Origin of the sequence: Micromonospora sp. NPDC048930 (assembly GCF_043197935.1) — a bacterium.
Lineage (GTDB): Bacteria > Actinomycetota > Actinomycetes > Mycobacteriales > Micromonosporaceae > Micromonospora.
On sequence record NZ_JBICUB010000002.1, the window covers coordinates 37364 to 61697 of the forward strand.

The 24334-nt window shown below is 71.4% G+C and carries 25 protein-coding genes; 8 read left to right on the forward strand and 17 right to left on the reverse strand.

What is annotated here, in order from left to right:
* Positions 1-20: 20 nt before the first annotated feature.
* Both adh and ACGFI9_RS05545 read left to right on the forward strand, forming a co-directional pair.
* Positions 21-1526: an aldehyde dehydrogenase gene (adh, locus tag ACGFI9_RS05540; RefSeq protein ID WP_393175320.1), complete on the forward strand. Its 1506-nt coding sequence runs from the start codon at positions 21-23 to the stop codon at positions 1524-1526.
* Positions 1526-1873, forward strand: a complete 348-nt coding sequence (locus ACGFI9_RS05545; protein WP_393175322.1) for a DUF779 domain-containing protein — start codon at positions 1526-1528, stop codon at positions 1871-1873. Before adh ends, ACGFI9_RS05545 begins: the two co-directional genes overlap by 1 nt.
* Positions 1874-1925: 52 nt before the next feature.
* Here the strand turns inward: ACGFI9_RS05545 and ACGFI9_RS05550 are convergent, their stop codons facing one another.
* From ACGFI9_RS05550 to ACGFI9_RS05595, 10 genes are all read right to left on the reverse strand, one after another.
* Positions 1926-2675 (reverse strand): LamG-like jellyroll fold domain-containing protein, encoded by a 750-nt coding sequence (locus tag ACGFI9_RS05550; RefSeq protein ID WP_393175324.1) that lies wholly within the window; start codon positions 2673-2675, stop codon positions 1926-1928.
* Positions 2676-2843: 168 nt separating this feature from the next.
* A complete protein-coding gene (locus ACGFI9_RS05555) occupies positions 2844-3155 on the reverse strand; it encodes a helix-turn-helix domain-containing protein (RefSeq protein ID WP_393175326.1) in 312 nt (103 codons plus the stop codon).
* Positions 3152-3544 carry a type II toxin-antitoxin system RelE/ParE family toxin gene (locus ACGFI9_RS05560; protein ID WP_393175328.1) on the reverse strand — a complete coding sequence of 131 codons (393 nt, stop codon included), beginning with the start codon at positions 3542-3544 and terminating at the stop codon, positions 3152-3154. The genes ACGFI9_RS05555 and ACGFI9_RS05560 overlap by 4 nt, the downstream gene beginning before the upstream one ends.
* 36 nt (positions 3545-3580) lie before the next feature.
* Positions 3581-4594: an agmatinase gene (gene speB, locus ACGFI9_RS05565; RefSeq protein ID WP_393175330.1), complete on the reverse strand. Its 1014-nt coding sequence runs from the start codon at positions 4592-4594 to the stop codon at positions 3581-3583.
* Complete coding sequence (locus ACGFI9_RS05570; protein WP_393175332.1) at positions 4591-5793, reverse strand: saccharopine dehydrogenase family protein; 1203 nt, start codon at positions 5791-5793, stop codon at positions 4591-4593. The genes speB and ACGFI9_RS05570 overlap by 4 nt, the downstream gene beginning before the upstream one ends.
* Positions 5793-7214, reverse strand: a complete 1422-nt coding sequence (locus tag ACGFI9_RS05575; RefSeq protein ID WP_393175334.1) for an NAD(P)/FAD-dependent oxidoreductase — start codon at positions 7212-7214, stop codon at positions 5793-5795. The genes ACGFI9_RS05570 and ACGFI9_RS05575 overlap by 1 nt, the downstream gene beginning before the upstream one ends.
* A complete protein-coding gene (locus tag ACGFI9_RS05580; RefSeq protein ID WP_393175337.1) occupies positions 7211-8047 on the reverse strand; it encodes an ABC transporter permease in 837 nt (278 codons plus the stop codon). Before ACGFI9_RS05580 ends, ACGFI9_RS05575 begins: the two co-directional genes overlap by 4 nt.
* Positions 8047-8958 (reverse strand): ABC transporter permease, encoded by a 912-nt coding sequence (locus tag ACGFI9_RS05585; RefSeq protein WP_393175339.1) that lies wholly within the window; start codon positions 8956-8958, stop codon positions 8047-8049. The genes ACGFI9_RS05580 and ACGFI9_RS05585 overlap by 1 nt, the downstream gene beginning before the upstream one ends.
* Positions 8955-10109 carry an ABC transporter ATP-binding protein gene (locus ACGFI9_RS05590; protein ID WP_393175341.1) on the reverse strand — a complete coding sequence of 385 codons (1155 nt, stop codon included), beginning with the start codon at positions 10107-10109 and terminating at the stop codon, positions 8955-8957. The genes ACGFI9_RS05585 and ACGFI9_RS05590 overlap by 4 nt, the downstream gene beginning before the upstream one ends.
* Positions 10110-10114: 5 nt before the next feature.
* Positions 10115-11299: a PotD/PotF family extracellular solute-binding protein gene (locus ACGFI9_RS05595; protein ID WP_393175343.1), complete on the reverse strand. Its 1185-nt coding sequence runs from the start codon at positions 11297-11299 to the stop codon at positions 10115-10117.
* A 209-nt stretch (positions 11300-11508) separates the two neighbouring features.
* On the opposite strand from ACGFI9_RS05595, the gene ACGFI9_RS05600 reads away from it, so the two are divergent.
* From ACGFI9_RS05600 to ACGFI9_RS05615, 4 genes are all read left to right on the forward strand, one after another.
* Positions 11509-12021 carry an Lrp/AsnC family transcriptional regulator gene (locus ACGFI9_RS05600; protein WP_393175345.1) on the forward strand — a complete coding sequence of 171 codons (513 nt, stop codon included), beginning with the start codon at positions 11509-11511 and terminating at the stop codon, positions 12019-12021.
* 156 nt (positions 12022-12177) lie between these two features.
* Positions 12178-13524 carry an aspartate aminotransferase family protein gene (locus ACGFI9_RS05605; RefSeq protein ID WP_393175347.1) on the forward strand — a complete coding sequence of 449 codons (1347 nt, stop codon included), beginning with the start codon at positions 12178-12180 and terminating at the stop codon, positions 13522-13524.
* Positions 13509-14246: a pyridoxamine 5'-phosphate oxidase family protein gene (locus tag ACGFI9_RS05610; protein ID WP_393175349.1), complete on the forward strand. Its 738-nt coding sequence runs from the start codon at positions 13509-13511 to the stop codon at positions 14244-14246. The genes ACGFI9_RS05605 and ACGFI9_RS05610 overlap by 16 nt, the downstream gene beginning before the upstream one ends.
* Complete coding sequence (locus ACGFI9_RS05615; RefSeq protein WP_393175351.1) at positions 14246-15622, forward strand: NAD(P)/FAD-dependent oxidoreductase; 1377 nt, start codon at positions 14246-14248, stop codon at positions 15620-15622. The genes ACGFI9_RS05610 and ACGFI9_RS05615 overlap by 1 nt, the downstream gene beginning before the upstream one ends.
* An 88-nt stretch (positions 15623-15710) precedes the next feature.
* Here ACGFI9_RS05615 and ACGFI9_RS05620 read toward each other — a convergent pair whose 3' ends face one another.
* The gene (locus ACGFI9_RS05620) at positions 15711-16079 is read right to left on the reverse strand and encodes a DUF3499 domain-containing protein (RefSeq protein ID WP_393175353.1); all 369 of its coding nucleotides are present in this window, start codon (positions 16077-16079) and stop codon (positions 15711-15713) included.
* Between the two features lie 154 nt (positions 16080-16233).
* Here ACGFI9_RS05620 and ACGFI9_RS05625 point away from each other — a divergent pair, with 154 nt between their 5' ends.
* Positions 16234-16683 carry a metallopeptidase family protein gene (locus ACGFI9_RS05625; protein ID WP_091260118.1) on the forward strand — a complete coding sequence of 150 codons (450 nt, stop codon included), beginning with the start codon at positions 16234-16236 and terminating at the stop codon, positions 16681-16683.
* Positions 16684-16752: 69 nt separating this feature from the next.
* Here the strand turns inward: ACGFI9_RS05625 and ACGFI9_RS05630 are convergent, their stop codons facing one another.
* From ACGFI9_RS05630 to ACGFI9_RS05655, 6 genes are all read right to left on the reverse strand, one after another.
* Entirely contained in the window at positions 16753-17013 is a 261-nt protein-coding gene (locus ACGFI9_RS05630) for a WhiB family transcriptional regulator (RefSeq protein ID WP_013284161.1), read from the reverse strand.
* A 493-nt stretch (positions 17014-17506) separates the two neighbouring features.
* On the reverse strand, positions 17507-17842 hold the full coding sequence (locus ACGFI9_RS05635) for a phospholipase (RefSeq protein WP_393175355.1): 336 nt from the start codon (positions 17840-17842) through the stop codon (positions 17507-17509).
* A 10-nt stretch (positions 17843-17852) separates the two neighbouring features.
* A complete protein-coding gene (locus tag ACGFI9_RS05640; protein WP_393175357.1) occupies positions 17853-19250 on the reverse strand; it encodes a DUF4331 domain-containing protein in 1398 nt (465 codons plus the stop codon).
* A gap of 51 nt (positions 19251-19301) precedes the next feature.
* Entirely contained in the window at positions 19302-19580 is a 279-nt protein-coding gene (locus tag ACGFI9_RS05645) for a hypothetical protein (RefSeq protein ID WP_393175359.1), read from the reverse strand.
* A gap of 151 nt (positions 19581-19731) precedes the next feature.
* Entirely contained in the window at positions 19732-22239 is a 2508-nt protein-coding gene (locus ACGFI9_RS05650; protein ID WP_393175361.1) for a bifunctional FO biosynthesis protein CofGH, read from the reverse strand.
* A 304-nt stretch (positions 22240-22543) separates the two neighbouring features.
* On the reverse strand, positions 22544-23422 hold the full coding sequence (locus ACGFI9_RS05655; protein ID WP_393175363.1) for a hypothetical protein: 879 nt from the start codon (positions 23420-23422) through the stop codon (positions 22544-22546).
* Between the two features lie 117 nt (positions 23423-23539).
* Between ACGFI9_RS05655 and ACGFI9_RS05660 the strand changes: the two genes are divergently transcribed.
* Positions 23540-24319 (forward strand): transposase family protein, encoded by a 780-nt coding sequence (locus tag ACGFI9_RS05660; RefSeq protein ID WP_393175365.1) that lies wholly within the window; start codon positions 23540-23542, stop codon positions 24317-24319.
* The last annotated feature ends 15 nt before the right edge of the window (positions 24320-24334 follow it).

The window sequence follows — 24334 nt, forward strand, 5'->3', positions numbered from 1 at the left end:
AACGGACGGCGGAGGTACCCATGGCGCGCTACGACGCCCCCACCCACTGGCAGTCCCGCTACGACCACTTCATCGGCGGCGAGTACGTGAAGCCGCACGGCGGCCGGTACTTCGAGAACCCCACCCCGGTGACCGGGCAGACCTTCTGCGAGGTGGCCCGGGGCACCGCCGAGGACGTCGAGAAGGCCCTCGACGCCGCGCACGGCGCCGCCGACGCGTGGGGCCGCACCTCGGTCGCCGAGCGGTCGCTGATCCTCAACAGGATCGCCGACCGGATGCAGGAGAACCTGGAATCCCTGGCCGTCGCCGAGACCTGGGAGAACGGCAAGCCGGTACGCGAGACCCTGGCCGCCGACATCCCCCTGGCGATCGACCACTTCCGCTACTTCGCCGGGGCGATCCGGGCCCAGGAGGGCTCGCTCGGCGAGATCGACGACGACACCGTGGCCTACCACTTCCACGAGCCGCTCGGCGTGGTCGGGCAGATCATCCCGTGGAACTTCCCGATCCTCATGGCGGTGTGGAAGCTCGCCCCGGCGCTCGCCGCCGGCAACGCGGTGGTGCTCAAGCCGGCCGAGCAGACCCCGGCGTCCATCCACTACCTGCTCTCGCTCGTCGCCGACCTGCTCCCGCCCGGGGTGGTGAACGTGGTCAACGGCTTCGGCGTCGAGGCGGGCAAGCCCCTGGCGTCCTCGCCCCGGGTGGCGAAGGTGGCGTTCACCGGCGAGACCACCACCGGGCGGCTGATCATGCAGTACGCCAGCGAGAACATCAAACCCGTGACGCTGGAACTCGGCGGCAAGAGCCCGAACATCTTCTTCGACGACGTCAGCGCCGCTTCCGATGACTTCCGGGACAAGGCCCTGGAAGGCTTCACCATGTTCGCCCTCAACCAGGGCGAGGTCTGCACCTGCCCGTCCCGGGCGCTGATCCAGCAGGGCCACTACTCGGACTTCCTCGCCGCGGCGGTCGAGCGGACCCGCCAGGTGCGCCAGGGCCATCCCCTCGACACCGAGACGATGATCGGCGCGCAGGCGTCGAACGACCAGCTCGAAAAGATCCTGTCCTACCTGGACATCGGTCGCCAGGAAGGCGCGAAGGTGCTCACCGGTGGCGAGCGGGCCGATCTGGGTGGCGAGCTCTCCGCCGGGTACTACGTGCAGCCGACAATCTTCGAGGGCGACAACTCGATGCGGATCTTCCAGGAGGAGATCTTCGGCCCGGTGGTGTCGGTGACCTCCTTCGCCGACCTGGACGACGCCGTGAAGATCGCCAACGACACCCTGTACGGCCTCGGCGCGGGCGTCTGGACCCGGGACATCAACACCGCGTACCGGGCCGGGCGGGCGATCCAGGCCGGTCGGGTGTGGACGAACTGCTATCACGCCTACCCGGCCCACGCCGCCTTCGGCGGGTACAAGCAGTCCGGCATCGGCCGGGAGAACCACAAGATGATGCTGGAGCACTACCAGCAGACCAAGAACCTGCTGGTCAGCTACTCCCCGAAGAAGCTGGGCTTCTTCTGATGAGTGACCCCGTCACGCTGACCCCCGCAGCGGCCGACCTGATCCGGTCGCTGCGGGGGCAGCACGGCCCGATCATGTTCCACCAGTCCGGTGGCTGCTGCGACGGCAGCGCCCCGATGTGCTACCCGGCCGGCGAGTTCCGTACCGGCGGGTCGGACGTCCGGCTGGCCGCGCTCTCCGTGGACGGCGTGCCGGAACCGGTGGAGTTCTGGATGTCGAGATCGCAGTGGGAGCTGTGGAAACACACCCGGCTCACGGTCGACGTGGTGCCGGGACGGGGCAGCGGCTTCTCCCTGGAGGCCCCCGAGGGCGTCCGCTTCCTCATCCGGTCCCGGTTGGCCGACTGAACGGCGTTGCCGGTGGGCGGGCCGGTCGGCCCGACCACCGGCAACCGTCCGGCTAGCCGACGCTGAACACCGCGTTGTCCAGCTCACCGCGGAACTGGTCGTTGTTGGTCAGGCCGGAACCCTTCGCGCCGACCGTCACCTTGCTGGTGTTGCTGATGTCCATGCTGGCGTCTTCCGGGGCGGTCACCGACGGGTTGGCGCCCACCGTGATGCTCAGCACCGTGCCGCGCCGCTTGCACTGCACGAACGTCCAGCCCTGGTCGGCAATCGAGATCTTGGACGAGAGCAGAATGCCGGTCCAGGAGCCGTTCCGGAAGCCGGCGATCCGGCAGGCCGGGACGCCGTTGTCCACCTGGAGCTTCCACTGGCTGCTGTTCTCCGAGTAGAAGCCCTTCTGCACCAGGTTCGCCCCGGCGGTGACCTGCCCGCTGCTCAGCTTGACCATGGCGCTGATCGTGAAGTCCAGACTGCCCGGGTTCAGGTTGGGCGCGTCCGGCACCTGGATCACCGCGCTGCCCGAGGCGGGGAAGGCGAGCGCCGGGCTGCTGCCCGTGCCGTTGGGCCGGGTCGCCCGGGAGATGCTGCCCGGGTCGCTGACCGCGATGCAGCCCGAGTCGCCCGGGGTGGCCACGTCGGCGAAGCACCCCGACGTCCAGGGCCCCGGCTCGACCTGCCCGGTCGGCGTGGCGTCGAAGTCGAGGCGCAACTGCTCGGTGGCGGCGTACGCGGGCGCGGTGTCCACAAGCACGGCGGCGGCGAGAGTGGCGACGCCCAGGGCGACGGCGGACATGGTTCGACCCATGAAGGTCCTCCGGAGATCGTGCCGCGGTCCCCCGTACGGCCGCAGCGTCCCCACATGATCACTTTCGGCACGACCACTGTCAATGTCCCGCCCGCTAACGATTGCGCGAGGCACGGCATCCCGGTGCGACGCTCTTCGCGAGACTGACGCGATTCAGGTCGACGGGAGTCAGGCGATCTGCCGGAGGTCATCGCCGTAGTCGAAGATGATGCGCAGCTTCGCACCGAGTGCGTTCGCGTACCGGCTGAGGGTGGCCACCTCGTTCACGTCGAGGTCGCCGTTCTCGATCTGACTGACCCGGCCGGGCGTGACGCCCATGAGGTCGGCCACCTGCCGCTGGGTGAGCCCCAGACGCTTGCGCTCCTCGGCGAGGTGGAAGGCACTCACCCACGCCTCGGTGCGAGCCCGCTCGTCCTCGTACGCGGCGTCGTCCCCGCCCAACTCGGCGCGAACCTCGTCCCAGTCGTAGAACTCCGTCACGGCTCCCCCCTTCGCTCGCGCTCATTGTCGAGCCAAGCCTTGTACGCAACCTCCGCGGTCGGGATGTTCTGCTCATACCACCGGGTCCAGCTTCCCGCCTTGTTCCCGGCGACGAGGAGCACAGCCTGCGACCAGGGGTCGAAGACGAACAGCACGCGAATCGCGACGTCTCGACCCGAGCGAGGCCGAAGTTCCTTCAGGTTGCGGATGCTGCTGCCGCGGAGCGTGTCCACGAGGGGCCGCCCCAGCCCGGGGCCGGCCTCGGCCAGTTTGTCGACGGCCACCCGCACACTCTCGTACGAGGCGGGGTCGCTGCGCCGCAGCTCCCTCAACCAGTGGCGAACCTCGCCGGTGACCCGGATCGACCAACGCCCCCCGGCAGCACCCATGCATCAACTATAGCTCGGACTAAACCTGGGTGGGGGTCAGCGGGCGTCGAGGAGGGGTTGGCGGGGGTTCCAGGGTGGGCCGCCGGCGGCGTCGCGGCGGCGGCGGGCGATGGCGGACAGCGCCTCCAGCACCACCCGGTTGCCCAGGTACGCGGTGATGTCGGCGTGGTCGTACGGCGGCGCGACCTCGACCACGTCCACCCCGACCACGGGCAGCTCGTAGCAGCAGCGCCGGACCGCGTCCAGGAGCTGCCGTGAGGTCAGCCCACCCGGCTCCGGGGTGCCGGTGCCGGGGGCCATGCCGGGGTCGACCACGTCGACGTCCACGGAGAGGAAGACCCCCTCGCACTCGTCCGTGGCGATCCCGAACGCCTCGGAGAGGCAGGAATCCAGCCCGCGAGCCACGATCTCGGTCATCTCGTACGAGCGCATCCGCTGCTCGGCCATCCAGGACAGGGTCTCCGGGCCGGGCCAGTAGCCGCGCAGGCCGATCTGGAGGAAGCGGTCGCCGCGTACCGCGCCGGACTCGATGAGCCGGCGCATCGGCTGGCCGTGCCCGTGCAGGGAACCGAACTCGATGTCCCCGGTGTCGGCGTGCGCGTCGAAGTGCACCAGCGACACCCGGCCGAAGCCGTGCTGCCGGGCCACCCCGGTGGCGTCCGGCAGGGCGATGGAGTGGTCGCCACCGAGCACGATCGGGATCGCCCCGGCCGAGGCGACCGCGTGGACCGCGGTTTCCAGGGCGGACAGTGAGCGCTCGATGTCGCCGGAGAACATCTCGACGTCGCCGGCGTCGTAGACGCGCAGGTCCTGCAGGCCGTCCACCCGCAGGGCCAGGGACGGGCGGGAGCCGTCGTGGGGCAGGTAGCAGGCCTGCCGGATGGCGGACGGGCCGAACCGGGTGCCCGGCCGGTGCGAGGTGCCGCCGTCGAAGGGCGCGCCGACGATCACCACGTCGGCGTCGGCGTACGTGACGGGCTCCTCCAGGGTGCACGGCGGCACCCCGAGGAACGTGACGTCGGGGCCGAACATCGGGCCGTAGCGGGTCACCGCTCCTCCATTCCCCACGGCGAGCCGTAGCCGGTCAGCAGGTCGAGGAAGGGTACCGGGGGCAGCGCCTCCGGGCCGAGCACGCCGACCCCCGACCAGGCGCCGGTGGCGAGCAGCTCCAGCGCGACGACCGGGTTGACCGCGGTCTGCCAGACCACCGCCTGGTGGCCGTACTCCCGCATCGACCACTCGTTGTCGACCACGTGGTAGAGGTACACCTTCCGGGGCCGGCCGTCCGGACCGGTGCCGGTCACGTACGTCCCGGCGCAGGTCTTGCCGCGCATCCGGTCACCGAGGGTGGCGGGATCCGGCAGGCTGGCGGCGACGATATCGCGGGGCGAAACCGAGGCGCCGCCCACGCGCACCGGTGAGGTCGAGTCCAGGCCGAGCTTGTGCAGGGTCTTCAGCACCTCGATGAACTCCTCGCCGAGGCCGTACTTGAAGGTGACCCGCTTCGCCTTGACCCAGCGCGGGATGAGCAGCACCTCCTCGTGCTCCACGTTCACACACTCCACCGGGCCGATCCCGTCCGGAAACTCGAAGACCTCGGGTTCGGAGAACGGCGCGGTGGTGTACCAGCCCCGGCCGGCCTCCCAGATCACCGGCGGGTTCAGGCACTCCTCGATGGTGGTCCAGATGGAGAACGACGGGGCGAAGTCGTAGCCGTCGACGGTGAGGTTCGCGCCGTCGCGTACCCCGATCTCGTCGATCTCGGTGAAGAGTTCGTCGGCGGCGTAGCGGGCGAAGACGTCGGAGAGGCCGGGCTCGACGCCGATGCCGCAGAGCGCCAGCCGGCCGGCCTCGGCCCACCGGTCGGCCGCGGCGAACTGCTCGTCGCCGAGCTTGATCCCGGTCTCCGCGTACGGCGCGGTCGGGTGCGGGCGGGACAGGGACATCGCCATGTCCAGGTAGTCGGCCCCGGCGGCGAACGCCCCGTCGAAGATCGGCATGACGAAGCGCGGGTCGACCGCGTTGAGCACGTGGGTGATCCGGTGCGCGCGGCAGAGCGCGGTGACCGCCTCGGCCGAGGAGGCGTCGAGTTGGGCGGCGACGAAGCGGTCACCGTGGCCGGCGACCGCCCGTCCGGCGCGGGCGAGCTCGTAGTCGGCCACCACCATCGTGTCGAAGAAGGAACGGCGGGCGGCGATGGCGACGGCGGCGGAGCCGACGCCACCGGCGCCGACGAGCAGGATGCGCATCAGGAATCGAACCCCAGTCCAAGACGATCGAGAGTACGGAGCCACAGGTTGCGCCGCCCCTCGCGCGCGTCGGCACGGGCGAGCGACCAGCGGGTGAGGTTGATACCGGCGGCCCGGAACGGCTCCGGCGGGAACGGCAGCGGCTTGCTGCGGACCAGGTCGAGCCGGGTCAGCGGGGTCTCCGCGCCGCCGAGCAGGTCGAGCATGACCTGCGCGCCGAACCGGGTCGCCCCGACGCCGAGCCCGGTGAACCCGGCCGCGTACGCCAGCCGCCCCTCGTAGGCGGTGCCGAAGAACGGGCAGAACCGGGTGCAGGTGTCGATGACGCCGCCCCAGCGGTGGCTGAACCTGATGTCGGAGAGCTGCGGAAACGTGGTGAAGAAGTGGTCGGCGAGGGCGCCGAAGGTGGCCCCGCGCTGCTCCAGCGAAGGGGCCATCCGGTTGCCGTAGTGGTAGACCGCGTCGTACCCGCCGAAGAGGATCCGGCCGTCGGTGGTGATCCGGTAGTAGTGGAACTGGTTGCCGGTGTCGGCCAGCCCCTGCCGGTTCGCCCAGCCGACCGCCGCCCGCTGCGCCGGGGAGAGCGGCTCGGTCATCAGGGCGTAGTCGTAGACCGGCACCAGCCAGGCGCGCAGCCGGCGCAGCAGCGGCGGGAACGCGTTGGTGGCCAGCACCACCTGCCCGGCCCGGACCGCCCCGGGCGCGGCGTCGGGTCCACCGGCCGTCGTCGCGCGCAGCGCCCCGCCGTCGCGACGCAGGCCGGTGACCCGGGTGTGCTCGTGGATCCGTACGCCGAGGTCGAGCGCAGCGCGGCGGAGTCCCCAGGCCAGCTTCGCCGGGTCCAGCATGGCGACCCGGTCCCGGTCCCACATCCCGCCCAGGTAGGTGGGCGAGTCCACCTCGGCGCGCACCTCGTCCCGGTCGAGCAGGCGCACGTCGTGGCCGTACCGGCGGGCCAGCTCGGCGTCCTCGGCCAATCCGGCGAGCTGGTACGGCTCGACGGCCACCGCCAGCTCGCCGGTGCGCTCGAAGTCGCAGTCGATGCCGTGCTTCGCGACCGTGCCGGCGATGGCGTCCAGGTTCTCCCGGCCGAGCCGTTCCAGCTCGTCGATCTCGCCGGGGAACCGGTCGACCCCGTTGGCCAGGCCGTGGGTGAGCGAGGCGGCGCAGAACCCGCCGTTACGCCCGGAGGCCGCCCAGCCGCAGGTGCCCGCCTCGACCAGCAGCACGTCCCGGCCGGGGTCGGCCTCCTTGGCCAGCAGGGCGGTCCAGAGCCCGGAGTACCCGCCGCCGACCACCAGCAGGTCGGCGCGGTGCGGGCCGGCCAGCGGCGGCAGCGGGTCGGGGCGTTCCGGTCGGTCGAGCCAGTACGGGACGGGCGCGGCGTCGGCCAGCGCCCGGCCGGTATGCGGGAGTTTCATGACGCGTTCTTCGGCGCGCCGACGGCCGCGACCGGGGCCACCAGGGCCGCGCGCCGGGCCTGGCGCCCCCGCAGCATGCTGATCCCGACCGCCAGCAGCGCGATCGCGAACATCGCCGTGCCGATCACGTTGACCTGCGGCGGGATGCCCCGCTGGGCGGCACCCCAGACGTACATCGGGAAGGTGACGGTGGTGCCCGAGTTGAAGTTCGTGATGATGAAGTCGTCGAAACTGAGCGAGAAGGCCAGCAGCGCGGCGGCCACGATGCCCGGCAGCACCAGCGGCAGGGTGATGCGGCGGAAGGTCTGCCACTCGCTGGCGTACAGGTCCATGGCGGCCTCCTCCAGCCGCCGGTCCATCCCGGCCAGCCGGGCCTTCACGGTGACCACCACGAAGGAGACGCAGAACATCACGTGGGCGATGACGATCGTCCAGAATCCCAGCGGCACCTGGGCGGAGACGAAGAGCGCGAGCAGCGAGGTGCCCATCACCAGCTCGGGAGTGGCCATCGGCAGGAAGATCAGGCCGTTGATCCCGGCCCGCCCCCTGAAGCCGTGCCGGACCAGGGCGAACGCCATCAGCGTGCCGAGGATGGTGGAGACCACCGTGGCGATCAGGCCGATCTCCATGCTCCGCACCACGGCATCGCACATGTCGGCGGTGGCACAGGGCTGGGTCCAGTTGTCCAGGGTGAACTCGTGGAAGTCGTAGGACAGCCGGCTGGAGGGCCGGTTGAAGGAGAGCCCAGCGACCACGACGATCGGCAGCGAGAGGTAACCGAGGACGAGCAGAGCCACGCCCAGCACCCACCGGTCGGCGATCCAACGTCGCATCACAACACCTCCTCGGTGCCGGCCTTGCGCAGGTAGACGAAGACGATCGCGAGGATCGCCGCCATCAGCAGGAACGACAGGGCGGCACCCTGCGGGTAGTCCGTCCGGACCAGGAACGCCGAGTCGATGACGTTGCCGATCATGTACTCGTTCGGAGTGCCGAGCAGCTCGGCGTTGATGTAGTCGCCGGTGGCCGGGATGAAGAAGAGCAGCGTGCCGGCGATCAGGCCCGGCATCGACAGCGGCAGGGTGACCTTCTGGAAGGCGCGCAGCGGGCTCGCGTACAGGTCGCTCGCCGCCTCCAGCAGCCGGGAGTCGAGCCGCTCCAGGCTCGCGTACAGCGGCAGCACCAGGAAGGGCAGGAAGTTGTACGTCAGGCCGAGCACCACCGCGAACGGGGTGGCCAGCAGCCGGCCGTCCGGCCCGAGGAGGTGCACGTCGCGCAGCAGCCCGACCAGCCAGCCGTTGTCCGACAGGATGGTCTTCCAGGCCAGCGTGCGGACCAGGAAGCTGGTGAACTGTGGCGCGACCACGGCGACCAGCAGCAGGTTCTTCCACCGACCGGCCTTCTGCGCGATCGCGTACGCCAGCGGGTAGCCCATCAGCAGGGCCAGCACCAGCGCGATCCCCGAGTAGGCGAACGACCGGACGAAGTGCGGCCAGTACGCCTGCAGCGCCTCCGGATAGTTGCCGAACGCGAAGGTCATCGCGTAGCCGGTGGAAATCGATCCGCTCGGGTCGTAGAGGCTGGCCGCGGCGAGCTGGAACAGCGGCAGGGCGAAGAAGACCAGCAGCCAGGCCGCGCCCGGCAGCAGCAGCAGGTACGGCAGCAGCCTGTGCCGCCCCCGCCGGGGCGCCGGCGACGCTGCCGGCTCCCCCGACGAGGTCGGTACGTGAGCCAGGGCGGTCATGACGCCACACCCACCGGCGGTTCGTCCAGCAGCGGGCTGGTCTGGTCGTCCTCGCCGGACTCGCGCGGCAGGACGAAGGCGTGCCGGGGGTCCCAGTACGCCGTCACCGGCGTGCCGACGGGCAGCCGCCCGCCGACTCCGCTGTTCGCGGCGAACACCGACAGTTCGCTGCCCCAGGCGGTCCGCACCAGGTACTGGGTGCTCACCCCGACGTACGACGCGTCGGTGACCACGCCGCCCACGTGCTGGTAGCCGCCCGGCACCCCGGCCGGGCCGGCGGCCAGGTGCAGCTTCTCGGGGCGTACCCCGAGGAAGACCGGCCCGTGGTCGACGCGGGCCCGGCCGGCGGGCACCGAGTAGCGCGAGCCGTGCGCGGTGACCAGGAGGTCATCCCCGGTGCGCCCGGCCGCCTCGCCGGCGAGCAGGTTGGACTGGCCGAGGAAGTTGGCCACGAACGCGGTGGCCGGGTACTCGTAGAGGTCGGCGGGGGCGCCGAGCTGCTCGATCCGGCCGGCGTTCATCACCGCGACGGTGTCGGCCATGGTCATGGCCTCCTCCTGGTCGTGGGTGACGTGCACGAAGGTGATGCCGACCTCGGTCTGGATCCGCTTCAGCTCGATCTGCATCTGCCGGCGCAGCTTCAGGTCGAGCGCGCCGAGCGGCTCGTCCAGCAGCAGCACCTGCGGGTGGTTGATCAGCGCGCGGGCCAGCGCGACCCGCTGCTGCTGCCCGCCGGAGAGCTGGGCCGGCTTGCGCCGGCCGTAGCCTTCGAGCTGCACCAGCGCCAGCATCCGCTCGACCTGGTCGGTCACCTTGCGGATGCCGCGCCGGCGCAGCCCGAAGGCCACGTTCTCGTGGATGTCGAGGTGCGGGAAGAGCGCGTAACTCTGGAACACGGTGTTCACCGGCCGCTTGTACGGCCGCAGCCCGGCGATGTCCCGGTCACCGAGCAGCACCTGCCCGCTGGTCGGTTCCTCCAGCCCGGCGATCATCCGCAGGGTGGTGGTCTTGCCGCAGCCGGACGCCCCCAGCAGGGCGAAGAACGAGCCCTGCGGGATGGTGAGGCTGAGGTCGTCGACTGCGGTGAACGCGCCGAACCGCTTGGTCAGGTTGGCCAGCCGCAGATCGCCGGCCGGTGTCTCGTGTCCCATCGTTTTCACGCCCCGATGACCTGCTGGAACTTGGTCTCGTAGTCCTTCTCCTGCTTCTCGTCCAGGGCCATGAAGACCTTGGACTTCGAGAGCATGGCCTCATCCGGGAAGATGAGCGGGTTGCTGGCCAGGTCCGGGTCGATCTTCTCCATCTCGGCCTGCGCGCCCTTGACCGGGCAGATGTAGTTGACGTACGCGGCGAGCTTCGCCGCCACCGCCGGGTCGTAGTAGTAGTTCATCAGCTCTTCGGCGTTCGCCTTGTGGCTGCCCTTGTTGGGCACCAGCATGTTGTCCGACCAGAGCATCACGCCGGACTCGGGCACCACGAACTTGATCTTTTCGTCGTCGAAGCCCAGCTGGATGACGTCGCCGGACCAGGCGATACAGGCGACGATGTCGCCCTTGGCCAGCTCGGTGGAGTACTCGTTACCGGTGAACTTGCGGATCTGTCCGGAGTCGACGGCCCGCTTGAGCTTGGCCAGCGCGTCGTCGAACTGCGCCGTGGTGAAGTTCGCCGGGTCGTGGCCGTTGGACTGGAGCAGCAGGCCCATGGTGTCGCGCATCTCCGACAGCGCCGTCACCTTGCCCTTGAGTTCGGGCTTGGTGAGCAGCTCGTCGACGGTGCGGATCTCCGTGGTGTGCTTGCCGTTGTAGGCGATGCCGGCCAGGCCGGACTGCCACGGGACGGCGAGCTGGCTGTCGGGGTCGAAGGAGCGGTTGCGCAGCGACGGCAGCAGGTTCGCCTCGACGTTGGGCAGCTTGGCCTTGTCCAGCTTCTGGACCCAGCCGAGCCGGATCATCCGGGCCGCCATCCAGTCGGTGAGGACCATGATGTCGCGCCCGGTGGGCTGACAGCCGGCGAGCTGGTTCTGCACCTTGCCGAAGAACTCGTTGTTGTCGTTGACGTCCTCGGTGTAGGTCACCTGGATGCCGGACTTGGCGATGAACGCGTCCAGAGTGGGGCGCTTGGACTCGTCCTTCTCGTCGACGTCCATGTACTGCGGCCAGTTCGAGAAGGCCAGCTTCTTCTCCGTGGCGGAGAGATCCTCGCTCTTGCAGCCGGCCTCGGTCTGCTGCGCGCCCTTGGTGCCGCAGCCGGCCAGGGTGCCCGCCGTGGCGAGCAGGGCGGCCGAGCCGAGGGTGCCGGTGAGCAGACCACGCCGAGTGAGCGGCCGAGAGGTTCTACGCATGTGACGACTCCTAGGGGGGTCATCGTCGGCGGCGGGACGGGGGTGGCACGCCGGCGGGAGGGTCAGTGGCGATGGACGACTGATCCTGACATGAGGTGACCTCCCTTACAAGGGATTCCGTTGCCGGAATAGCTTCAGGCGACGAAATACGCCAGACTGCCTCGGGGCACTACGCTCAGCGCCAGAGAATCGGACATGGGGAGCGGACGATGGCCAACCGGCAACTGGAGAACGGGAACGGCACCCGCCGTGTCACGGTGCGTGAAGGAGCCAGTCACGCTCTGCTCGATGACGTGGCAAAGCAGATCATCGAGCAGCTCCAAGAGGACGGCCGGCGCCCGTACGCGACCATCGGCAAGGCGGTGGGCCTCTCCGAGGCGGCGGTCCGGCAGCGGGTGCAGCGGCTGCTCGACGCCGGGGTCATGCAGATCGTCGCGGTCACCGATCCGCTCCAGCTCGGCTTCCCGCGCCAGGCCATGATCGGCCTGAAGACCGACGGGGACCTGGAGACCGTCGCCGACCGGCTGGCCGAGTTCGAGGAGATCGACTACGTGGTGATCACCGCCGGCTCGTTCGACCTGCTGGCCGAGGTGGTCTGCCGCAACGACGCGCACCTGCTGGAGATCCTGCAGAAGCTGCGCGGGGTACCGGGCGTGCTGTCGACCGAGGCGTTCGTCTACCTCAAGCTGCGCAAGCAGACCTACAGCTGGGGCACCGCCTGACCCCCTGGTACGAAATCCGTTGCAGTGGTTAACAGCTCTCGCTGAATCCGTTGCCGAAGGCCGTCGCCACTTGCGTTATCAGCATTGGTTGTGCGATAACCGTGGGCAGAGCGGCCGGTGTCACCCCTGACCGGCCCGAGACCCGATGGGGCTGACATGGCCAACGCCACCGACCACCTCTGGATGCACTTCACCCGGATGGCCAGCTACTCCGCCGGCGAGGTACCGACGATCGTGCGCGGCGAGGGCGCGTACGTCTGGGACTCGCAGGGCCGCCGCTACCTGGACGGACTCGCCGGGCTCTTCGTCGTCAACGCCGGCCACGGCCGGACCGAGCTCGCCGAGGCGGCCGCCAAGCAGGCCGGCGAGCTCGCGTACTTCCCCCTGTGGTCGTACGCCCACCCGACCGCCGTCGAGCTGGCCGAGAAGGTCGCCTCGCTGGCCCCCGGCGACCTGAACCGGGTCTTCTTCACCACCGGCGGCTCCGAGGCCGTCGAGGCGGCGTGGAAGCTGGCCCGGGCCTACTTCAAGCGGACCGGCCAGCCGAACAAGTACAAGGTGGTCAGTCGCTACATCGCCTACCACGGCACCTCGATGGGCGCGCTGTCGATCACCGGACTGCCCGGCATCAAGAGCGACTTCGAGCCGCTGGTGCCCGGCGGCATCAAGGTGCCGAACACCAACTTCTACCGGGCCCCGGAGCACGGCGACGATCCGGAGGCGTTCGGCCGGTGGGCCGCCGACGAGATCGGCCGCGCCATCGAGCGGGAGGGGCCGGACACCGTGGCCGCGGTGTTCCTGGAGCCGGTGCAGAACTCCGGCGGCTGCTTCCCGCCGCCCCCCGGCTACTTCCAGCGGGTCCGGGAGATCTGCGACGCGTACGACGTGCTGCTCGTGAGCGACGAGGTGATCTGCTCGTGGGGCCGGCTGGGTGAGTACTTCGGCGCCGTCCGGTACGGCTACCAGCCCGACATCATCACCACGGCCAAGGGCATCACCTCCGGGTACGCCCCGCTCGGCGCGATGATCGCCAGCGACCGGCTGATGGAGCCGTTCCTCACCGACACCGGCATGTTCGCCCACGGCGTGACCTTCGGCGGCCACCCGGTCTCCTGCGCGGTGGCCCTGGCCAACCTGGAGGTCTTCGCCCGCGAGGACCTGGTCGGGCACGTCCGGGCCAACGAGGGCGCCTTCCGGTCCACCCTGGAGAAGCTCACCGACCTGCCGATCGTCGGCGACGTCCGGGGCGACGGCTACTTCTACGGGATCGAGCTGGTCAAGGACAAGGCGACCCGGGAGACCTTCGACGACGCCGAGTCGGAGCGGCTGCTGCGCGGCTTCCTCTCCACCGCGCTCTTCCAGGCCGGCCTCTACTGCCGCGCCGACGACCGTGGTGACCCGGTGGTGCAACTCGCCCCGCCGCTGATCGCCGGGCAGGAGCAGTTCGACGAGATCGAGCAGATCCTGCGCGCCGTGCTGACCGAGGCATGGTCGCGCCTCTGACCGGCGGCTCAGGGCCGGACGGGGCCGGGACCCAGGGGTCCCGGCCCTCTCCCGTCGGCCCGGCCGCCGTCGAGGCCCCCGTTGCGGAAGGTCCGGCCGCCGTCGGCGGCACCGACCGGACCCGGGTACGCCGCCTGCCGGACCTCGCCGTCCACGAGCGGTCGGCCCTGCACGCCGTGCTCGACGCCGGTCGGGTCGCCCACCTGGCCATCGCCGACCGCGACCAGCCGTACGCGCTGCCCGTCGCGTACGCCCGGGACGGCGAGCGGGTGCTGGTGCACGGCTCCACCGGGAGCCGGCTGTTCCGGCACCTCGCCGCCGGCACGCCGGCCTGCCTCACCGTCACCCTGCTCGACGGCCTGGTGCTGGCCCGCAGCGCCTTCGAGTCCTCGATGAACTACCGCTGCGCCATGGTGCTCGGCCGGCTGGTCGCGCTCGACGGCGCGGCGAAGCTGGCCGCCCTGGCACGCCTCTCCGAGCACCTGCTCCCCGGACGCTGGGCGCAGATCCGGCCGCCGTCGCCGAAGGAACTGGCCGCCACGCTGGTGCTCGCGCTGCCGCTGGACGAGTGCTCGGTGAAGGTCAGCTCGGGCCCGCCGGACGATCCCGAGGAGGACCTCGACCGGCCGGTCTGGGCCGGAGTGGTGCCGGTCGTCGAGGCGTACGGCACCCCGCAGCCCGATCCCCGGCTGCGCCACGACCTGCCCCCACCGGAGTGGTGATGCGCTACCAGGAGCTGTCGTACTGGCTGTCCAGCGTGGACGAGCCGCTGACCCCGCGCCCCGGGCTGGCCGGCGACACGGACGCCGACGTGGTGATCGTCGGGGCCGGCTACACCGGGCTGTGGACCGCCTACTACCTCGCCGAGGCGGACCCCGCGCTGCGGATCGTGGTGTTGGAGAAGGAGATCGCCGGGTACGGCGCCTCGGGACGCAACGGCGGCTGGTGCTCGGCGCTCTTCCCCACCTCGCTGCCCGCGCTGGCCCGCCGGCACGGCCGGGACCGGGCCCTCGCGATGCAGCGGGCCATGCAGGAGACCGTCCGCGAGGTCGGCCGGGTGGTCGCCGCCGAGGGGATCGACTGCGACTGGCGGGCCGGCGGGACGGTGGTGCTGGCCCGCACCGACGCCCAGCTCAGCCGGGCCCGGGCCGCCGTCGCCGAGGCCCGCGAGCACGGACTCGCCGACGAGGACCTGGTGCTGCTCGACGCCGCCGAGGCCGCCGACCGCTGCCACGCCGAGGGGGTACGCGGGGGCACGTACACCCCGCACTGCGCCGCCGTGCACCCGGCGAAACTGGTGCGCGGCCTGGCCCGGGCGGTGGAACGCCGGGGCGTACGGATCGTCGAGCGGACCCCGGTGACCGCCCTGCGCCCGGGCGCGGCGGTGACCCCCGCCGGGGTGGTCCGAGCGCCGGTGGTGGTCCGGGCGACGGAGGGCTTCACGCCCGCCCTGCCCGGGCAGCGGCGGGCCGTCGCGCCGGTCTACTCGCTGATGGTGGCCACCGAGCCACTGCCCGCGTCGACCTGGGCGCAGATCGGGCTGGGCGAGCGGGAGACCTTCTCCGACTACCGGCACGTCATCATCTACGGCCAGCGCACCGCCGACGGCCGGCTCGCGTTCGGCGGGCGGGGCGCCCCCTACCACTTCGGTTCCCGGGTCCGCCCCGGCTACGACCGGGAACCCCGGGTCTTCGCCGCGCTGCGGCGGGTGCTCGGCGAAATCTTCCCGGTGCTCGGGCCGGAGGTGCCGGTCAGCCACACCTGGGGCGGGCCGCTCGGCGTCGCCCGGGACTGGGCCGCCTCGGTGGGGCTCGACCGGAGCACCGGCCTGGCCTGGGCCGGCGGCTACGTGGGCGACGGCGTCGGCACCAGCAACCTGGCCGGCCGTACCCTCGCCGACCTGATCCGGGGCGCGGACAGCGAGCTGACCGCGCTCCCCTGGGTCAACCACCGCTCCCCGCGATGGGAGCCGGAACCCCTGCGCTGGCTGGCGGTCAACGCCGGCCTCAAGGTCATGTTCTCCGCCGACGAGGCCGAGGCCCGCACCGGCCGTCCCTCCCGCCGCGCCGCCGCCTTCTCCCGCCTCCTCGGCCACTGACCGCCCGCCGACTCTTGTCGATCAAGGAGTTTGCGTCGGCTGCGGCACGGATTCTGACGCAAACTCCTTGATCACCGGCGCTGGGTGGTCAGTGGTTGGGGGGGATGACGCGGAGGTGGCCGCGGCGGCCCTGTTGGGGGGCCTGGGGGGCGGCCTGGGGGTCTTCCGGGGGACGGGGCGGGGCGGGGCGGGCGGCCTCGCGGACGGCCTCGGCCAGGGCGACCAGGTCGTCGGTGGTGGGCGGCGGCGGCTCGAACTCGCCCTCGTGCCGGACCACGTCCCAGCCGCGCGGCGCGGTCAGGTTGCGGGCGTGCGGCTCGCAGAGGTCGTACGTGTGCGGCTCGGCGAAGGCCGCCAGCGGGCCCACCACGGCGGTGGACTCGTTGTAGACATAGGTCAATGTGGCGACCGCTTGCCGGGGGCAGCCGTTACGGGAGCAGCGCCGTGGTGACCTCACGGCGGCAGGGTATCCCCATTACCGGGTCCGGCGCACCGCTTCGCGTTACGACACGCCCGTCATGGTGATCACAATTCGTCCGATCGGTTCACCGGCACGCCGTCCCGGCGGCGCAACGACAGGCGGCCAGGTGGGGCGGGCTACCCTTTGCGTCATGACGAGCCCGGAGAACCGCCGCCCCGGCTCCGGCCGGCGCACCCACCGCGACCGCCACGGTCGCGGGCTGCGGGGGCGGCTGGTGCCGGCCACCGTACCGCTGGCCCGGACCAAGGCCGAGGTCTTCGACGACCTGGTGCTGGACACGGTCGAGACGCTGGAGCGCCGGTTCGCCAAGGAGCTGGCCGGCGTCGAGTTCGCCGTCGAGGACGTCCCGCCGGACCTGAACGTCTACGACTCGGACGTCCTGGAGGACGGCGAGGTGCCGCTCGCCCGACTGCTGCCCGGCCGCCCCGGCCGCCAGGAGGTACCGCCGCGGATCGTGCTCTACCGGCGGCCGCTGGAGTTCCGTGCGATGGACCGCGAGGACCTCGCGGATCTCGTGCACGACGTGATCATCGAGCAGGTGGCGAACCTGCTCGGGGTCGATCCCGACGAACTGGCCTGAGCCCGGCCCCCGCCGACTCAGGCGCTCGCCCGGGCCCGGGCGGCCCCCACCGCCCCGGCCCGGTACGCGTCAGGCGGCGACCCGCCGCTTGAGCTTGCGCCGCTCCCGCTCCGAGAGCCCACCCCAGATCCCGAACCGCTCGTCGTGACCGAGGGCGTATTCCAGGCATTCCGTCTTGACTTCACACCGCGAGCAGATGCGCTTCGCCTCGCGGGTCGAGCCGCCCTTCTCGGGGAAGAACGCCTCCGGGTCGGTCTGCGAGCAGAGCGCCCGCTCCTGCCACTCCGGCGCGTTTCCGAGCAGGTCGGCCACCTCGAGCTGGCCGTCCATCAGATGCCTCCTTGTCGCGCACCGGCGTCATCGCCGCTGCAACCCCCCACGCGAAAGGCGTGCTTGTCCGTCCGCACCCAATTTGTTGCGTTCCGGCCGAACAACCCCATTCAAATTACACGCGTGTAATGCGTGCGCCGTCAAGCCGAACTTGATAATGGAGTCGTCCTCCCGACACGTTCCGGACGACCATCCGGGCCGCCCGAGCCTCGCAACCTGCCCTATCGATTCAGACCCCGGACGAGTAACGCCCTCTCCGGCGAGTTGCCCGAGATTTTCGCCGTGGCGCACCCGGTACGGACCCGTTCGGCGGCCCCCGGTGGAGGCTCCGGCGGGCCGTCCCCGGGCGGCCGTCGCGATACCGTCCAAGATCAGCATGGTGGTGGGCAAAGGTTAACCCGGCCGGCACGCAACCGCCCGTCGAGGCCGGACATGCCGCCGGCGCCCCGTCCACATGCTGGACGGGGCGCGACGGCGGGCAGCGCGCGTACGGTCAGGTCGCCCCCGCGGGCGCGCTGGTCGGCCAGACGAATTCGGCGATCGCGCCACCGGTGACGGAAATCGCCCCGGCGGGTGTGCGCTCGTCCCACCAAACGGTATAGAGACCGGCCGCCAGATCCGGGTACACCGCACTGTGGAACACCCCGTCCCGGACGTGCCGCTCGCGTACCGCCGAGTGGGTGCGTGGCCCGTCCCCGTCGGCGCGGCTGATCTCGATCTCGCGCCCGTGCAGTTCCCGTCCCGTGTAGACGACCAACGCGCCGGAGTCGCCGCCCAGGTCGAGCACGACACTGCCGCTCTCCGACGGCCCCAGTTGGTGCTGGTGCACGGCCGGCCCCTCAGGACTTCCTCGCCGGCGGGTTGTTGAACCCGTCGTACGGCGTGCCGAGGAACGGGAAGTCGCCGAGGAACGGCGCGGTCACGTCGGCCGCGCTGAGCCCGGGGGTGACCGCCGCGGCGGCGGCGTCCGGCTTGAACGTCTTGTCCACCAGCGGCACGGTGAGCCCGGCGATCGCCCGCAACGCGATGCTCACCACGTCGTCGCCGACCCGCCGGCCGTTGGGGAAGCCGGCCAGGTCGCCGCCGAGCACGCCGAACCGGTCCGGCTTGCGATTGGGGCGGATCGCGGTGTTCAGCCGCAGCATGTCGGCCTGGAGGTCGCCGGTGGTGTTGGCGAAGCCGTCGATCAGCCCGGCCGGGATGCCGGTCAGCAGGATCGCCACCAGGTCGGCCCGGGGCTTCCGGGACTTGTTCAACGCGTCCAGGCTGGGGAACACGCCCGGGTAGAGCGCGGGCAGCAGGGCGGCCAGTTCGGGGTGCTCGACGAACTGGGCGAAGCGCTTGTCCTCGGTGGGCGGCAGGCTGTTCCACAGGTCCTTCCTGGACATCGGCACGACGACCTCGTTGAACAGCGGGTTGCCCAGCCGGGAGACCTGCGTGAAGGGGCCGGCGGCGGTGTCCGCGGCCACCCGGTCGCCGAGCACCCGCACCTGCTGCCGGGAGGCGGTGGTCCACACGCCGATGGTGGCGGCCCGGTCGGCGTAGCCGTACCGGCTGGCCTTGCGGCGTACCCGGCTCAGCGGCACCTGGACGGCGATGCTGTGCACGTTGGTCCGGTCCAGCGCGTTGACCGGCTCTCCCTCGGTCTTGAAGATCTTCTTGCCGGCGACGTGGAGCTGCTGGAACGGCCGCAGCGTACCGAGGTCGAAGATGGCGCCCAGATCGACGAAGAAGCCGTCCGCCCGCTGCCCCGCGAAGACCTTCTCCCCCGTCGACAGCCGGTACGTGGCCTGCCGGACGAGGTCGTGGTATTTCGGCGTGGAGAGCGGACCGACGTTGCACGGCGGGCAGGGCAGTTTGTGCGCAAGCACCCGCTCCCGCCCGTCCGCGACCCGGGTCAACCGGTAGAACTGCCGCCGGTTCCAGTTCTTGCTGTCCAGCGACTCGATCGGTCCGGTGTTGTAAAGAAAACTGTTCGGATTCGTGATCTCGGTGGTGAATTCGAACCGGTAGGTGACATCCGGATAACCATCACCATCGTTGTCGATGTGAATCTCGTACCGGACGTCGTCGCCGAACTCGAAGAAGTTCGGGCCGCCGGACGGAAGCTGCACCGGCACGTAGTTGGCGATCAACGTGACCGTGTCCGGGTGGTCGGGACTGACGAACGCGTACAGGTCGGAACTGTCGGCCACCGGATCCTTGGCTATCTCCGGGGCCTCACGGTGAGAGGACATGACGGACCACACCTTCGTCGGAAAAGAAGAGGTCGAGGGAAAGAGCGGCGGTCAGCGTCGACCGGCAGCGCGCACCAGCCGGTCCGCCAGGGCCCGGTCGCGTACCTGGATCCGGGTCGCGCCGACGAAGACGTCCATCGCGCCGGAGGCCGCGTCGCGGAGGTGGACCACGATCGGCTCGTCCCGGCGGCCCGCGGAGGGCGCGTTCTGTGCGGCCGACAGGCCCGGCACGGTGAGGGCGGCGGCGCCCAGGGTGGCGCTCGCGGCGGCGGTCAACGTCTGCCGGCGGGTCAGTCGCGGCCAGGGCCGCTTCCGCTGATCACTGGTCATGGGCAACCTTTCCGGGCCGGCGCCGCAGCGCCCGCGGTGGGCGGGAGACCCGGACGCCGCCGGGTGTCCCGAGGGGGTCACCGGCGGCGGCCCTCGCCGCAACCGCCGCCGGCATCCACTGGTACGGCCGGCGGCGGGGAAAGGTTCGACGTCAGGCCGGGGCGTGACCGTACGCGGTCGTCCGCTTGCGGGCCGGTCGACCGGCCGCCGCCGCGATCGCCCGGAGCTGCTCCTCGGTCCGGGCCGAGCCGTTGCCCGAGCCGGCCATCCGGGAGATGGTCTCCTCCATCAGGGTGCCGCCCAGGTCGTTGCAACCGCCCTTGAGCATCGCCACGGTCCCCTCGTCGCCGAGCTTCACCCAGGAGCACTGGATGTTGGCGATCCGGCCGTGCAGCAGCAGCCGGGCCATCGCGTGCACCGCCCGGTTCTCCCGCCAGGTCGGCCCGGGACGGGCAATCCCGGCCAGGTAGATCGGCGCGTTGGTGTGTACGAACGGCAGCGCCACGAACTCGGTGAAGCCGCCGGTCCGGTCCTGCACCCCGGCCAGCACCCGGAAGTGGGCGAGCCACTGGCCCGGATGGTCCACGTGGCCGTACATCATCGTGGAGCTGGACCGGATGCCCAGCTCGTGGGCCGTGCTCACCACCTCGACCCAGGCGGCGGCCGGCAGCTTGCCCTTGGTGAGCACCCAGCGCACCTCGTCGTCGAGGATCTCCGCGGCGGTGCCCGGGATGGTGTCCAGCCCGGCCTCGCGGAGCTGGAGCAGCCACTCCTTCACCGGTACGCCGGCCTTCGCGGCAGCGGTGACGATCTCCATCGGGGAGAACGCGTGCACGTGCATCTCCGGCACCCGGGCCTTGATCGCCCGGACGATGTCGGCGTACCCGGTGACCGGCAGCTTCGGGTCGATGCCGCCCTGGAGGCAGACCTCGCTGGCGCCGGCCGCCCACGCCTCCTCGGCCCGGTCGGCCACCTCGTCCAGGGAGAGCCGGAACGCGTCCGCGTCGGTCTCCCGCTGGGCGAAGGCGCAGAACCGGCAGCCGACGTAGCAGACGTTGCTGAAGTTGATGTTGCGGTTGACCACGTACGTGACGTCGTCGCCGACCGCGTCCCGGCGGACGTCGTCGGCGATCCGACACAGCTCGTCCAGCGCCGGCCCGTCCGCCCCGAACAGCGCCAGCGCCTTCGCCTCGTGCGCCGGATCGAGCAGCGCCGCCGGGTCGTCGGCGGCCAACCGCAGGCCCGCCGCCAGGTCACCCGCGCCCAGAGGTACGCCGCCCGCGGTGACCCGGCCGGCCACCGCCGACCAGTCACCGTAGACGCTGTCGAAGTCGCCGCGCCGGTCCCCGGTCCGGCCGGTGGTGTCGATGGTGACGTGCAGGTCGGTCCGCCCACCGAACACCTCCTCCGGCTCCTGCCAGGGCCGGCCCACCGGACGGGCCGCCTCCACGGCGAGCCCGGTCTCCGGGTCCGCGAGGGCGGTGACGTGCGGCAGCAGGCGCGGGTCCAGCCACGGGTCGCCGGCCCGCACGTACTCCGGGTAGATGGTCAGCCGCTCGCGCAGGGTGAAGCCGGCCTGCGCGGTGTGCCGGGCCAGCTCGTCGAGCTGCGGCCAGGGGCGCTCCGGGTTGACGTGGTCCGGGGTGACCGGCGAGACGCCGCCCCAGTCGTCGATGCCGGCACGCAGCAACAGGTCGTACTCGCCCTCGATGAGGTTCGGCGGGGCCTGGATGCGGGCCTTCGGGCCGAGCAGGATCCGGGCCACCGCCACCGTGGCGGCCAGGTCGTGCAGCTCCGCGTCGGGCATCCCACGCATCGCGGTGTCCGGCTTGGCGCGGAAGTTCTGCACGATCACCTCCTGGAGGTGGCCGTACTCCCGCATGCTCCGGCGGATCGCGAAGAGCGCGTCCACCCGCTCGGGCAGGGTCTCCCCGATGCCGATCAGGATGCCGGTGGTGAACGGCACCCCGACCCGGCCGGCGTCGTCGAGCACCCGGAGCCGGACGGCCGGCTCCTTGTCGGGCGACCCGAAGTGCGGGCCGCCCGGCTCGGACCAGAGCCGGGTGGCGGTGGTCTCCAGCATCATGCCCATGCTCGGCGCCACCGGCTTGAGCCGTTGCAGCTCCGACCAGGAGAGCACGCCCGGGTTGAGGTGGGGCAGCAGTCCCGTCTCCTCCAGCACCGCCACCGCACAGGCGCGCAGGTAGTCGAGGGTGGAGTCGTAGCCGCGCTCGTCCAGCCACCGCCGGGCCGCCGGCCAGCGCTCCTCCGGACGGTCCCCGAGGGTGAACAGCGCCTCCTTGCAGCCCTGCGCGGCGCCCTCCCGGGCGATCGCGAGGACCTCGTCCCGCTCCAGGTACGCGGCCGGCAGCCGGTGCGGCACCGTGGCGAAGGTGCAGTAGTGGCAACGGTCCCGGCAGAGCCGGGTCAGCGGGATGAAGACCTTCTTGGAAAAGGTGACCACGCCCGGCCGGCCGGCCTCGCGCAGCCCGGCGTCACGCACCTCACCGGCCACCCGCAGCAGCTCATCCAGCGCCGCGCCGCGCGCGGTCAGCAGGGCGCTCGCCTCGTCGACGTCGAGCGCCCGCCCGGTCGCGGCCCGGCGCAGCGCCCGCCGGACACTCGCCTCCGTCGGGGCGGCCTCGGTGCGATCAACCATCCGCCCAGCCTAGGCGCTGGACCACCCACGCCCACCCGACCCCGTCATCCGCGCCGCAATCCGGGCACCGCGACACCCCGCCGGGTGGCCACCCGTTCCCGGAAGGAGTGGCCACCGCGACGTCCCGCATGGCCACTCGTTCCCGGAAGAGTGGCCATGCGGGACCTCCCGCATAGGCACTCGTTCACGGAAAGAGTGGCCTCCCGACGTGGGGAAGCCACTCTTTCCGTAAATCAGTCGCCTCGCCGCGCGGCGCGCGGCGCGCGGTGCGCGGTGCGCGGTGCGGCGCGGCGAGGCGGGGTGGTCAGCGGGGGTGGTTCGGGTCGTCGCGGTCGAAGCGCTGGGTGCGGTCGTTGTCCTGCGGGGCCGGCTGGCCGAACTCGGCCGGCTGCCGCGGGATGGCCTGGGTCGGGTCCGCCGACGGCGGCTGACCGAACGGCGGGGCCGGGTGCGGCGCGCCGAACGGTGGGGCGGACTGCGGGGCGTGCGGCGGCGCGGCGTTGAACGGCGGGGCCGACTGCGGCGGGCCGTACTGGCCGGGCACCGGGTAGCCGCCGGGCTGGTGGGGCTGGCCGCCGGGGGCGTACCCACCCTGGCCGGGGGCCGGGTAAGCGCCCGGCTGGCCGGGGTAGCCACCCGCCTGCTGCGGCCAGCCCGGCTGGGGCTGCCCGTACACGCCGGGCTGCGGCTTGGGCTTCGGGACGTAGTAGAGGCGGCGCCAGATGTGGAACACCACGAACGCCGCGATCGCGAAGATGGCCAGCCAGGCCACCCGGATCAGCATGCTGAGGAAGGCGTCCAGCACCTCGCCATCGGTGAGCCGGCCGAAAAGCGCGATCAGGAAGGTCAGCGCGCCGAACAGGGCGGCGAAGGCGTACTCGCCCAGCGCCGCCTGGGTGATCAGCTTCGCTCGGGGCAGCACCGGGCTCACGTGGGTGGCGAGCAGGACGGCCAGCAGCGGCAACGCAGCCGACTCGAGGCCGATGAAGACGAAGAAGGTGCTGCTCGCTCGGCCGGTGAAGGTGCTGTAGTCGTCCATCGGCACCAGCAGCCGGAGCAGGCCGACGAAGAGCAGCACGGCGTTCGCGCCGAGCAGGACGAGCGCGGCCAGTTCGCGCAGTGGCTTGGTCACCTGGCTGGCCTGCGTCGCGTCGCCGGACGCGGGCTCGGCGGGGCTGGTCACGAACTCCCCCTGGGGACGAAAACGGACAGTTGCCGACGTGAGCTTCTCTGATCAGCTTAAGGGACGTCTCGTAACCCCGGCCTCTATCCGTTGAGGACGGTCGTCGATGATGCCTGGGTGCAGGTAATCTCCGCAGCTCGGGCCGAGTGGATCTTCCCGTTCACCGGGCTGACGCCAGCCCAGTTCCGCCGGCTGGTCCGGCTGGTCGCCGAGCGTGGCGGGGACTCGATCGCCGACGGCCGGCCGGGCCGGCAATGGGCCCTCGACCTGTCCGACCGGGTGCTGCTGGTCGCCGCGTACTGGCGGACCAACCTGACCATGCGGCAGATCGGCCCGCTGTTCGGGGTATCGCACTCCGCCGCCCACCGGGTCATCGACACCCTCGGGCCGCTCCTCGCACTCGCCCCGATGCGGCGGCGGCCGGTCGACCAGATCGCGATCGTCGACGGCACCCTCATCCCGACACGCGATCACCGCCTGGCCGCGGCGAGCAAGAACTACCGGTACTCGACGAACCTGCAGGTCGCCATCGACGCCAGCACCCGCCTGGTCATCGCCCTCGGCGACCCGCAGCCGGGCAACCGCAACGACACGATCGTCTACCGCACCTCCGGCATAGACCAGAAGCTCGCCGGGCGCCCGGTCATGGCCGACGGCGCCTACCGCGGAAACCCCGAGGTGATCATCCCGTACCGCAAGCCCGCCGACGGCAGCGACCTGCCAACCTGGAAGGAAGACCTAAACCGCGAACACCGCACCATCCGCGCCCGCGTCGAACACACCCTGGCCAGGATGAAGAACTGGAAGATCTTGCGCGACTACCGCCGCGCCGCCCACACATTGACCGATGCTGCTTCCGGCATTGCCAACCTGCACAACATCGCTTTGACCTGGTGACCGAGAAGCCCGGCG

Bases quoted from the DNA above. Each gene is read 5' to 3' on its own strand.
- adh (WP_393175320.1), top strand. From the start codon at position 21: ATGGCGCGCTACGACGCCCCCACCCACTGGCAGTCCCGCTACGACCAC.
- ACGFI9_RS05545 (WP_393175322.1), top strand. From the start codon at position 1,526: ATGAGTGACCCCGTCACGCTGACCCCCGCAGCGGCCGACCTGATCCGG.
- ACGFI9_RS05550 (WP_393175324.1), bottom strand. From the start codon at position 2,675: ATGGGTCGAACCATGTCCGCCGTCGCCCTGGGCGTCGCCACTCTCGCC.
- ACGFI9_RS05560 (WP_393175328.1), bottom strand. From the start codon at position 3,544: ATGGGTGCTGCCGGGGGGCGTTGGTCGATCCGGGTCACCGGCGAGGTT.
- ACGFI9_RS05570 (WP_393175332.1), bottom strand. From the start codon at position 5,793: ATGCGCATCCTGCTCGTCGGCGCCGGTGGCGTCGGCTCCGCCGCCGTC.
- ACGFI9_RS05575 (WP_393175334.1), bottom strand. From the start codon at position 7,214: ATGAAACTCCCGCATACCGGCCGGGCGCTGGCCGACGCCGCGCCCGTC.
- ACGFI9_RS05580 (WP_393175337.1), bottom strand. From the start codon at position 8,047: ATGCGACGTTGGATCGCCGACCGGTGGGTGCTGGGCGTGGCTCTGCTC.
- ACGFI9_RS05585 (WP_393175339.1), bottom strand. From the start codon at position 8,958: ATGACCGCCCTGGCTCACGTACCGACCTCGTCGGGGGAGCCGGCAGCG.
- ACGFI9_RS05590 (WP_393175341.1), bottom strand. From the start codon at position 10,109: ATGGGACACGAGACACCGGCCGGCGATCTGCGGCTGGCCAACCTGACC.
- ACGFI9_RS05595 (WP_393175343.1), bottom strand. From the start codon at position 11,299: ATGCGTAGAACCTCTCGGCCGCTCACTCGGCGTGGTCTGCTCACCGGC.
- ACGFI9_RS05600 (WP_393175345.1), top strand. From the start codon at position 11,509: ATGGCCAACCGGCAACTGGAGAACGGGAACGGCACCCGCCGTGTCACG.
- ACGFI9_RS05605 (WP_393175347.1), top strand. From the start codon at position 12,178: ATGGCCAACGCCACCGACCACCTCTGGATGCACTTCACCCGGATGGCC.
- ACGFI9_RS05610 (WP_393175349.1), top strand. From the start codon at position 13,509: ATGGTCGCGCCTCTGACCGGCGGCTCAGGGCCGGACGGGGCCGGGACC.
- ACGFI9_RS05615 (WP_393175351.1), top strand. From the start codon at position 14,246: ATGCGCTACCAGGAGCTGTCGTACTGGCTGTCCAGCGTGGACGAGCCG.
- ACGFI9_RS05625 (WP_091260118.1), top strand. From the start codon at position 16,234: ATGACGAGCCCGGAGAACCGCCGCCCCGGCTCCGGCCGGCGCACCCAC.
- ACGFI9_RS05630 (WP_013284161.1), bottom strand. From the start codon at position 17,013: ATGGACGGCCAGCTCGAGGTGGCCGACCTGCTCGGAAACGCGCCGGAG.
- ACGFI9_RS05640 (WP_393175357.1), bottom strand. From the start codon at position 19,250: ATGTCCTCTCACCGTGAGGCCCCGGAGATAGCCAAGGATCCGGTGGCC.
- ACGFI9_RS05645 (WP_393175359.1), bottom strand. From the start codon at position 19,580: ATGACCAGTGATCAGCGGAAGCGGCCCTGGCCGCGACTGACCCGCCGG.
- ACGFI9_RS05650 (WP_393175361.1), bottom strand. From the start codon at position 22,239: ATGGTTGATCGCACCGAGGCCGCCCCGACGGAGGCGAGTGTCCGGCGG.